The 10854-nt window shown below is 62.6% G+C and carries 8 protein-coding genes and 1 tRNA gene; 2 read left to right on the top strand and 7 right to left on the bottom strand.

Features of this window, described 5'->3' with window-relative positions:
- Positions 1 to 419: 419 nt before the first annotated feature.
- From AC1RIF_RS11635 to AC1RIF_RS11650, 4 genes are all read right to left on the bottom strand, one after another.
- Positions 420 to 1031, bottom strand: a complete 612-nt coding sequence (locus tag AC1RIF_RS11635; protein ID WP_492601526.1) for a hypothetical protein — start codon at positions 1029 to 1031, stop codon at positions 420 to 422.
- A complete protein-coding gene (locus AC1RIF_RS11640) occupies positions 1028 to 1993 on the bottom strand; it encodes a hypothetical protein (RefSeq protein WP_492601527.1) in 966 nt (321 codons plus the stop codon). The genes AC1RIF_RS11635 and AC1RIF_RS11640 overlap by 4 nt, the downstream gene beginning before the upstream one ends.
- A gap of 354 nt (positions 1994 to 2347) precedes the next feature.
- On the bottom strand, positions 2348 to 2551 hold the full coding sequence (locus tag AC1RIF_RS11645) for a hypothetical protein (RefSeq protein WP_225023820.1): 204 nt from the start codon (positions 2549 to 2551) through the stop codon (positions 2348 to 2350).
- A gap of 399 nt (positions 2552 to 2950) precedes the next feature.
- Positions 2951 to 3289 (bottom strand): hypothetical protein, encoded by a 339-nt coding sequence (locus AC1RIF_RS11650; protein WP_492601528.1) that lies wholly within the window; start codon positions 3287 to 3289, stop codon positions 2951 to 2953.
- Positions 3290 to 3553: 264 nt separating this feature from the next.
- On the opposite strand from AC1RIF_RS11650, the gene AC1RIF_RS11655 reads away from it, so the two are divergent.
- Positions 3554 to 4636: a hypothetical protein gene (locus AC1RIF_RS11655; protein ID WP_492601529.1), complete on the top strand. Its 1083-nt coding sequence runs from the start codon at positions 3554 to 3556 to the stop codon at positions 4634 to 4636.
- 171 nt (positions 4637 to 4807) lie between these two features.
- On the opposite strand, the gene AC1RIF_RS11660 is transcribed toward AC1RIF_RS11655, so the two are convergent.
- From AC1RIF_RS11660 to AC1RIF_RS11670, 3 genes are all read right to left on the bottom strand, one after another.
- A complete protein-coding gene (locus tag AC1RIF_RS11660) occupies positions 4808 to 8383 on the bottom strand; it encodes an anti-phage protein Upx-like protein (RefSeq protein ID WP_492601530.1) in 3576 nt (1191 codons plus the stop codon).
- Positions 8384 to 8451: 68 nt separating this feature from the next.
- Positions 8452 to 8832 (bottom strand): hypothetical protein, encoded by a 381-nt coding sequence (locus tag AC1RIF_RS11665; protein WP_492601531.1) that lies wholly within the window; start codon positions 8830 to 8832, stop codon positions 8452 to 8454.
- 390 nt (positions 8833 to 9222) lie between these two features.
- A tRNA-Leu gene (locus tag AC1RIF_RS11670) sits at positions 9223 to 9308 on the bottom strand.
- A 195-nt stretch (positions 9309 to 9503) separates the two neighbouring features.
- On the opposite strand from AC1RIF_RS11670, the gene AC1RIF_RS11675 reads away from it, so the two are divergent.
- On the top strand, positions 9504 to 10808 hold the full coding sequence (locus AC1RIF_RS11675; protein WP_492601532.1) for an FhaA domain-containing protein: 1305 nt from the start codon (positions 9504 to 9506) through the stop codon (positions 10806 to 10808).
- The last annotated feature ends 46 nt before the right edge of the window (positions 10809 to 10854 follow it).

Below are 10854 nucleotides of genomic sequence, written 5' to 3' on the forward strand. Positions count from 1 at the left end.
GATGAGTTGCCGACGCGCCGATCCAGGACCTTTCTGCCGCAACTCCAGCGAATTGATCCTGCGAGACACGCGTACCTGGCGGCCGGTTGAGCGGCCTGTGCGTCCCAGGCCGGCCCGGTCGACATCCTCTGGCGTCGCTGACTGCGGCCTCGAGGCTGCCATGCGCCGCGGCCGCTGCCCCCTGAAACCCGGTTCCGCGAAGCCTTGTTTGGGGTTGTACCCCATGTCGATCGTCAGATGCGGCCAGCGTGACCGCGCAGAACGACGGCCGTCGAGGTGGTTTTCGCGCATGCCGTCGAGTGCTGCCTTCAATCCGGTGACGCTGCCCGATGTCGGTTCGTGGACGTCGATACCGACGATCACCGGCGATACCGTGTGCAGTGCGTCCGGAGGCCCGACGCGGGTGACGGCGGTCAGTCCTATGCCGAACGCCGCCTTGCGGATCTCGCGCGGCCGTTGCGCGGTCTTGACCTCGCCGCTGCTGGCGTCGCGTAGGTAGTAGCGGCCGCGGGGGACGGCTCGTGGATCGACGCGGCGACGAGCCGGTTCATGATGCGGTGAATCCGCACCGCGGCCTCCCGCGCACGTTGGCGTTGCTGCGGGGAACGTCCGGCGACCGCGTTCCTGTGATCGTCGTTGGTCACCCTCCGTGCGGGCAGATCCGCACCCGGATCGAGCGGTGCGAGGCGACGGTCGAGCCAGCCGTGGAATCGGCGATATTCCGCGGTGTTGTTCGCCCGCAGGGCGGTCAGGTCTTGGCCACCCACGCCGACAGTAGTGAGCTGCTGGTGGTCGAAGCGGGCGATGGTGGTGAGGATGCCGGCGTAGGTCGGCGGCGTGCAGCCGATGATCCGCACCAGTGCCGCAACGAGGACGGCGCGGATCGTGTAGACGATCCCGGACGGGAGCCGTCCACCGGGAAGCCGTTCCTGCTCGTACAACGTTTCGATCGTCTCCACGACCCCTGACCGTTCGATCACCGCGACAGCGTCGTCGAACAGAGCATCGGTACTGCGGATGGGGGTGATCACCGGAAGACCTCCCCCATCATCGTCAGCGTGTGCTCGAGCCGATACGTCGCGAGTCGTCGATAATCGGAAATCACCTTCAAATCAACAACATCCGCCAACTGCAGCACCAACGCTGCGGGTAGGCGTTCGGCCATGTCCAGCATCCACCGGTGCCGGAGCGCGACAGGGTTGACGCCCGGATGCCCCCGCCTGCGAAGGGCCTCGGCGATCCGGTTGACCTCGTTGCGTTGGGTGGTCTTCTTGTGCGGTGCCAGCACCAGCCCATCGCCCGCGTAGTCGGACAGCCGGCCGAGGCGCTCGACAAGGTCCGGGTCGAACGCCGGCACGATTCGGGTGCCGCCGGCGTTGTTACGCAACTCGACCAACGCCACCGTCTGGCCCTGCCACCGCCGCGTGGAGATCGCGGTGCCCTGCAAGTACCGGAAGTCGGCGCGGCGGGCCCCCACTCCCCAGCACAGGTCGACGACCGTTTGCAGACGCTGTCCCACCACCCCGGACAAGGTCGGCACCAACGCCAGCAGTTGCTCGACCTCGACCGTGCTGGCCGGCGGAACATGCCTGGTGCGCGGCGCGACGGCTCGCTCGCGCGGGTACTCGCCGGGATGAAAGATCCGGCCCGCCGCGTAGAGCATCCACAATCGAGTGTGCAGGGACCGCGACCCGTAGCCGCGTTGCTCTTCGAGGTAGCGATCGACGTTCGCGCGCCGCAACGCCGCCCGCGGATCGAAACGGCCCGTCACCGCCGCCTCCGCCGCAAGGAATCGTGCGATCGTCTGCGTCACCACCACCTCGGTGCCCCACGTTCCCTCGGCCATCCGGCAACGCAACGCAGCCGCCGCCCGCACCGCCTCAGCACCCAGCGCCTCGTCACGAGTACGGATCTGCACCCGCTCGAGCAGCCGATCGAATCGATCGTCAGCACCGGCGACGGGGATCATCTCCCGCACAATCGAATCGACCACCAGCTCCACCGGATCGGGACGCGAGACAGCCTTCCTCGGCGGCGTGAACGGCACCCGCTCAATTGCCCTGTTCGCAGCCTCGGCTGAGGACGTGGTCGCGGGCGCAGCCTTCGAGGCCCGGAATCTCGCCATCACCAACCACCCGCCCAACTAGTGGAACTGGAAAATCGTTGGGAGTGTCGGTCATTGACAGCCGCGTGCCGGCACGCTGAAATAGACATCAAGAACTCCTCCTGCGATGTGGGGATTCTTTCCAGACTCTGGGTCTGGTCCGAGGAGCCGGGTTGCCGCCCGGCTCTTCGACGTTTCAGTGGTCGGCGGCACCGCGATCGTGCTGCCGACATGGATGTCACATCATTCTTCGTCTCCCTTCAAGAATGCTGCGATGGCATCGGCGCCGATCCGAGAGACGGTCTGGCCGCGATCGTTCGCCGCAGTGAACAGCTCAGCAGCAACCGAGAACGGCAGGCGCAGTTCAACTCTCACCCGTTCCGAAGGATCCCGGGGACGCCGGCGTCGACCGCCGAACTCCGCTTCGGGGATCGCATCACTGGCCATCGTCGTCTCCCGTCGACTCCCGGGTCATCCCTGCACTCACCGGTACCACCACTGACCATCGGAACACATCACCGGCGCCCAGACAGCAGAAGCGAATCTCGCTGGCCGGGTGTACTTCCTGCACTACACCGGACACACGTGAGTCACCGGCATCCCGTGGTTCACGTAATACCCGTGAAATGCAGTCAAGCCTTCTACCTGCAGAAAAGCGGCCAGAATCCGATCCCGTGGAGGGGCACACTGCACCCCGCGGGCACAACTCGCGGCGGGTACCGCTCCAGCGCAGTTGAATTCAAGGCAAGAAGATTCAACATCGACACCGGGCGTGTCGCGACGTGCAGGAAGACTAACGGGCGGCTCCAGGTCGATCCGCTTCGAACGCCGGCCGTAGGATCGAGGTCAGCGGTGCGCCACGAACTCACGGGCGGCAGCAAGGACCGCAGCTCCAGCCTCGGGGAACTCGCCTTCTCGAATCAACAGCGCCGGCGGCCGATCGTCGAGGGCAGGGTTCCGCCCTTGGAACCACACCTGTACGACCGCGGTGCTGTCCCATTCAGAGATCATCCGAGCGGCGCGATACGCGATCCGCAGCCGCTCGATGTCGACATCGTCGGTAACACTTCTCCCACCATCGGCCCACTGCCGGATCACCCGGTTATCTCGGACTTTCGCAAGGTAGGCAACCAATCTCACGCCGAGCAGCTCACGTAGTTGTGCAATCAACTGCGCGCGAGACATCCGCACTACGTCCTCATTTGCTGCAAGGTCAGGCCAAGAATCTGGGGCCATCGCCCGTACCGCCTTTCGCACGCCGTGACATCGTCCCCGGTGCCACCAGACTCCCACATGCGGATAGGAACTCACGCGAACAGCCAGCATCGGTGCCAAACATGCCTACGCCTCCATCGGATGAGGTCAAGATGTCAGCCAGACCGGAGGAAATTCTCCGAGCATCGCGAAGAACTGGGAGACCTCATGGGGCGTTCACCCGACCATCTGACCGTGGCGCAGTACGACCTGCTGAAATGGGTCGCCGACGGATGCCCCGATGGCGTGTACGACGGGACCTCACACCGTGTCTCTGCACGCGGCCTGCACAACCGAGGACTGATACAGGTGGCCGGAAGGAGCAAGACCTGGACCGCGAAGATCACCCCGCAGTGCACGCGAATCCTGCAAGAGCAGACCACACGCGTCGAGGCCGTGCGTCATCATGAAAGACAGGAGGCACAGGCCCGAGCCGAGCGAGAACGTGAACGGCAACTACTCCGGGCACGCGCTATCGAGGTATTGGATGCGGTTGTCGCCGCGGGCGGACGACTCGAACTCGGGGCTGACATCAACGACCGTGGCATCGAGCAGATCGCGGGATTCCTGGCCCGAGAAGGACTGCTGCCCGTAGACCAGCGACTGACACATGAGCCGACCCGGATGGACCCAACCCTCGGTGTCACCGCCTACCTCGAGCCGGATTTCACGGCGCTGACACCCCTGAGGGACTTCACGGTTCCCCGACAACTGCGTGACCCCCATCCAGCAGTGGTCGCCTTCCAGGACAAGCGCACGTACGTGTCCAAAAAGCAGATTCCACGCACAGCCAGGTTCCTACAGGCAATCGTGCCTGCGGCGGCCGAGATGGGGTGGAAGGTCTCCCAGCCTCGCAGCGCCTACACGGGCCACAGAGAGGTGAGCCCCGATCTCGCGCTCCGACTGCCCTCGTCCGAGGTGGTCGTGACCGTCCGTGAACTCGGCCAACGCGGCAGGACTGGGTTCGCCTCCACCGCCGGCACCGAGTACTACACCAGAGTCCAAACCACGACCGCGAACAAGGGATTCCTGGCCTCCGGCAGGCTCGAGCTGATTCTGATCATAGGCATTCGTATCCGGCCCAGTCGTCAGACCACGCTGATGGATCTCGCAACACAGCTTCCGCACCCGGTGCTGAGTCAGCTCCTGGGCATCGGTGCCACGACGGCGAGTAGGTGGAGCGCCTACGCCGGCTCCAGCAATGGCAACTACGCCGCGCACCTCACACAACAGGGCTTTGTCAAACCCGAATTGCCCGACGCCACCGCTTTGACCTAACAGAAGCGAGTCGAATCACCCCGACCGCTGGGCCATGCGCAAGAATCTCATGGACACCAGCCACCAAAGGCCGCTTCGCCTGGGCCGCTGCAATCCGAAGCGACTTTGCCAAACCTGCCGACTGCACAACTATTCTGTTCGGACTAATTGAACAGCCGGACTCCGACAGCCTCACCGAGGCAGTCGAGCCCGGTTAGATTTGCTAATTTCTTGCAACAGGCGATCCAACGGTACGATGGGAAAATCGGCCTCCTCAAACTGCCGTGTCACCAGATCATCGTCGATGACGATCATCGGTTTGAGTGTGATCTTTCCTGCCGGGAGTGCAAACTCGCCGCGAATAGCATCGATATTGCGTAGCGCCCACTCATAGCGGCCGCCGAGGCGGGTCACCGCCGAACCATCCCCCTCAAGAATGTTCTCGATCTCGTTTCGCAGCTCGGTCGGTGTTCGAGCGGTCTCCAGCGCTTTGGCCTCAATTAGCAGGAGACTTCTGGACGGGCCATGATAGGCAACAAGATCGATATCGCCAAGGTCGACACCATCGATATTCCTAAGGTCGTGGTCCCCGATCCTTTTGACGCGCCGCCTGACCGGGCCGCATACCTGACGGAGAATGGCGTCAACCCGGATTTCGAACAGATCCCCTTTCCGCACCCGCGCAGTCGCAAGAGCCTTCTTCATCTCAGGTGTGTTTGCTTGGAGCCGCCCAGATTCGTATTGTCCGTACCATTGCCCTGTCGCTAGATACGCGTTGCGGTGACCGAAAAGGACGTATTCACTGTCGCCCTGGCTTCGAACGATCAGCGGCCGACGCAGGTAGGAGCGTTCCCGGTTGTACCTCCAGGGATGAACCTGCCGGCCCAGCTTCCAGAAGTCCTTTTCTGGGCGCATCGACAACGCATCCAGAACTCGCTGAGCCCTCTCGGCATCCCAACCGTGGACGCGGGTCATCCTCTCCAACACCGTCGAGATCGGGAGTTCACCGACGTCGTGCTGCTCCAGTTCGGTTGACGCGTCGAGCAACTCACCGACGAAGTTCTTCATGTCTGTGAAGGTGAATCCGAACTCGATACCGGCAAGCGTGTCATGTTCTGTGAGGTCAAAACTCTCCGGAGCGGACCTCGGCTGATGCTCAGCACTCGCCGTCTCGGTGATGGCATCCACCTTGGTCGATGCATGTGAACTCAGAAAGTTCTGTATGCCTGTGAGCCACCTGTCTTCCTCACGTGAGATACCAAATCGTCCAGACGGAAGCATCGACACCGTGGCCGTGGAGACCCCGCCGTGGATCGCATCGGACAAGAATCCCATGTTGGTTAGCTCGGATGCCAAAGCCAGCATAAGATCGTAGGTTTCGGTGTTCACATGTTGGGCGCCGGCTGCGGGATTCGCCGCTAGGTACTCGATCAGGAATCGTGAGGAGACCGCCGACGTAGCTCCTTGTGCCATGTCCTTGGTCATCCGCTCAACGAGGTCTGATTGCTGCCCGAAGCACGCGATGCGGGATGGATACGTTCTGGCGTCGACGTGAGCTTCCCTTAGTAGCGATTCGTTTGCGCGTATGAGGTACTTCAGCAGTGGGCGGTCGTCATGCAAGTCCAATACGTCTGACAAGCGATCGCCGAAGTACGGAACGACTTCCGTATTCAGCACTCGCGAACGTTCTTTATCAGGTATTGGGCCAACGCTGCGACCACGTTCCTCGGAGAGATGGCGACCGAGGTCGTCCAGAAGCGTCGCTACCACTGCCGATATCACCTTCCGCGGCCGCGGGAGCTCCCCCGGCCACGTTACGAGATCGGTGTTGCGGTCGGTGACATGCAGCATATGGCGATGCCCGGGGGGCACAATGGCTTCCAAAATCTCGCCAAAGTCGAGATAGAGGGGTGTTGTCGCTGCAGACATGAGTGCCTTGACCAGGGTCGCTACCAGTTCACGTTCGACAATGTTGGGCGGGTCATCATCCTGCTGGGTGGGCGGGGTGGTGACAGTGACCTCAATATCACCGGTCGTATCATCGATCTTGAACGAAATCCAATCGTGAGTTTCTCCACTAGGCATCGTCGCCGTCTCCCATGCGGTGACGTTGATCGCGACGCGAATATCATTCCGGGGTTGTGCGACGAAGAGTGGAGGGAACTCGGTGCCCAGCTTGTAGAGCCAGAAGCAGACCGCTTCTACGAGAGCGTCCAGCGGCGCCGATTCAGCTGCCGGAGATGCCGAAGCACTGACCCACGCCGACGCGTCGCCGACTTCGGCGAAATACAGGTATCCAGGAAACAGCACCTGCCGAACCGTTGTGGCTGTTCCGTGCACCAAGGCCGCCTCGTACACGCGGTTACCGTGGTGCACATAGGTTTTGCCTAGCTCCTGGGCGACCGACAGCCGCAGTTCCTCAGCGCTCCCAGAAGCAATGAACATTGCTGTCGGTGGCCGATCGTCCGAGACGTAGAAGCTGTCTTCCTTGCCGCTGTCGTAAATTGCGTATGCGTCCGCGACGGTCGACATCATCATGCGCGCTCCGGTCGACGACCAACGGTCGAATGCCTGCGCGAAGTACCACAACGTCAGCTGGTGCGTCCCGGGTGCGCACAGAATCGTCTCGAACGTCTCGAACGTATCTGCGAGGCAGAGGCCTTCCGAAACCTCCGTAAATACCTGCGCACCCGAACCATGCGACCAAATAACATCGAGGACCAGCGTCTTATCGGATGCATGCCCGGCGGGGGTGATTCCTGCACCTCCAAGCCGCATCACGGGTTTTTGAAAGACCGTCGTCGGATCGTAGTTGTCGAACGTCTCGATTCGGATCCGCAGGTCCAGGAGCTTGTCGCTGTCAAAGCGTCCGCGAAGGACCCTCAACGCTGGTGACGATTCATCGACTTCCTTGAGTCGATCATCGCAAACTAGGTCAAACATTCCGCCCACAGTTCGCCTCGCGAAGTCCGAGGTTGCGCGGGTGAGTTCATCAGCACACGACCGATTGACGGCTTCGGTCGCGATCAAATGTCTCAGTGTCGCCATCAACTCGAAAGGGGCCGCAACGATGATCCCGCGCGATGTCCGGATGAAGGGAGTTCCGATGATTCCCTCATCAGCATCTGTTCCGTCCCACGGCGCCAGATCTGTACCATCGGCGATCAGCGTCGTCCGAAGGTAGTCGATGGCCTCCGGGGCGAACCCCCGCAACAGGTCCGACTCGTCAAACGTAACCAGTCGCGCCAACTCCCGAATCGTGGAAATGCTGGGCACCTTGATCTCGCCTGTTAGTTCAGGTGCTGTCGCAAACCTCTGCAGCCCGACCTGAGCCGCGAGTGTCGCACTGGTCCTCAAGAGCAGTTGCGCAGCCCAACTGACCCGCCGAGTTAGTTCCGTCGGAAGGCCGCGACCATACGAGCCAAATACCGCCGCAAGAAGATTTCGGGCGATCACACCACTGTTCGTGCAAAGGCCCTGAAGGACGACAAAGTTGCCACCGAAGAACGGCACCTCCGTCGTGATGAACCCCTCAAACTCATCTTCGTTCGCCTTGATCCACTCGCTACCAATCTCAGGCGTTGCGAGTAGTCGACGAACAGCGCTGGCCGACAATCGCCGCGGCGACACACCGTTCCGTCGCGCAGCAAACCCTGCCAGCCGCTCAAGCCTGAACAAATGGTGAATGTTGGCATCGACTAGCTGAAGGCCGGCAGTTGCGGCCAGTACCTCTGCCGTGTCCATCTCGTCCAGTTCATTGATCAGCACGGTGTGAGAGTAGCTGGGTCCAATTGGTTCAGTTCATTCCGACGCCCCGGACAGACTGGAGAATTCAGTCAGTTCTGATGTCTGGCTCTACCAGTAGGTGCGAACCCGCGCTCCGGCAGGTTCTTTCGTTGCCGCTGCTCAGCGATCACCTGTTCGATCTGTGCAGTCAGTTCGACTGGCAATATCAGATCCTTTAACTGGGCACGCGGATGAGTAACCTCGACTAAGTCGGCTAGGTCTCCACGAGGCTGTGCAAGTTTGGTGACATTGCTTCGCTGGGTGGCCTGGCGCGATGCATCCACCGCCTGTTTGATGTCCCCCGCAAGCACGTGATGACCACGCTTCGCCTCACGGGCGGCGATCTGAAGAGCAACGGAGTAGCACACAGAATCGTCGCCGGAGGCATGGCTACGGACCATTGCGGTGATGTGCTCACCAAGTCCAGCCATCTCGCCACCACCCCTCGCTCGTTGCACACAGATGCGTGTTGGTTGTGCCGGTCCGCGCCCGTCCGTCGTCATCATCGTAGAGCCCGGCCCGTGGCGACCTCAGCGCCCCGCCGCACGTGCGCGCAGATCTTACGGCCTATTCGATCATGCACGGCCAGCTAGGCGACGCCGATTCACTCACCAGAATCGCCGCCGTGGGCCTCTTAATCCTCAGCCGCGATCAATGCCACGCTAGTCCGGATCGCTGGAATACCTGGAACGCACGGGGATGAACACGTAGGTCGACCAAGTGGGCGCGTGAGCCCACTCGAAGGTGCCAGAACGAAAAAACGAGGTCACGACCTCTTTCGAGTTCGTGACCTCGTTCGTCGCAGTTCGTGGAACTGCTCATGGTGGGCGAAGGGGGACTTGAACCCCCACGTCCCGAAGGACACTGGCACCTGAAGCCAGCGCGTCTGCCATTCCGCCACTCGCCCGAGCGACGTGGAAAACACTAGCATGCACTCCTCAAAAATGACGATTCGTGCAGGTAGGGACCGAAAAGGGCGGTTTCGAGACGGCTACCGACCCGCTTCCGACTGGGTGTCCGGATATCATGCAGGGGCGGCGGCGGGCAGTATTGCCGCCGCGACACGCAGACAGATCGCGACCAACAACAGCAAGGTTATGCCGTGGGGATCGTTCAACGTTTCGAGCGCAAGCTTCAGGGGGCCGTCGGAGACGCCTTCGCACGCGTCTTCGGCGGCGGCGTCGTACCTCAGGAGGTGGAAGCCGCGCTGCAGCGTGAGGCCACCGACCGCGTCCAGCAGCTCGACGGCGGCCATTACCTGGCCCCGAACAGCTATGTGATCACGATCAACGAGTCCGATCACGAGAAGCTGGCGTCGGATCACGAGCTGACTGTGAAATCTTTTGCGCGACACCTCGAGGGATACATCCGCGAACAGGGGTGGCAGACCTACGGTGACATCGACGTCCGTTTCGAGCCGTCACCGACACTGCACACCGGGCAGTTCCGCACCATGGGATCGGTCGATCCGGATGCACGCCGCGGCCAGGCCGCCGGATCCGGACCCGACCCTCGTGCGGGACGCGCCCCCGTACCCGTTTCACCGACCCCAGGAGCAGGCCCCATGACGCAGAACTCCGGTTACGAGCCCGGCCGCGAGCCCAAGGACGACCGCGGCCAGGACCGCGAGTACCCGCACAACGGCAGCGCGCACCCGGGCCAGGATCAGCAGTCGGCCCAGGACGGCGGCTACCAGCAGGATTACCAGCAGGGCTACGGCCAGCAGGCGTACGGCGCGGCACCGCAGGGCGGCTACCCGCAGGACGCCGGGTATCCGCAGCAGGGCGGCTACGACCAGGGCTACGACCAGCAGGGATACAGCCAGCAGCAGTACGACGCGCAGCAGCAGTACCCGGGCCAGTACCCCGGCTACCACCAGGACTACAACCAGCCCGGCTACGACCAGGGCTACCAGAACCAGGGATACGAGCAGGACTACCAGGGCGGCTACGACCAGGCCGGGTACAACCAGCAGGGATACAGCCAGCAGGGGTACGACCAGGGCTACCAGGGCGGCTACGACCAGGCCGGGTACAACCAGGCCTACGACCAGCAGGGATACAGCCAGCAGGGGTACGACCAGGGCTACCAGGCCGGCTACGCCCCCGAGGCCGGCCGCACCCTGACCGCGACCCTGCAGCTCGAGGACGGCAGCGGGCGTTTCTACCAGCTCCGCGAGGGCAGCAACATCGTCGGACGAGGGCAGGACGCACAGTTCCGCCTGCCCGACACCGGTGTGTCCCGGCGCCATCTCGACGTCCGCTGGGACGGTCAGGTCGCGATGCTGGCGGATCTGGGCTCCACGAACGGCACCACCGTCAACGGCGCGCCCGTCCAGGACTGGCAGCTCGCCGACGGTGACGTGATTCGCGCGGGACACTCCGAAATCCTGGTGCGTATCCTCTGACCACCTAGGACACCGCTACCAACAGCGCACGCCGCGGCTCGGGACA

The sequence above is a fragment of the Prescottella sp. GW823-FHT02E09 genome, from assembly GCF_058797375.1.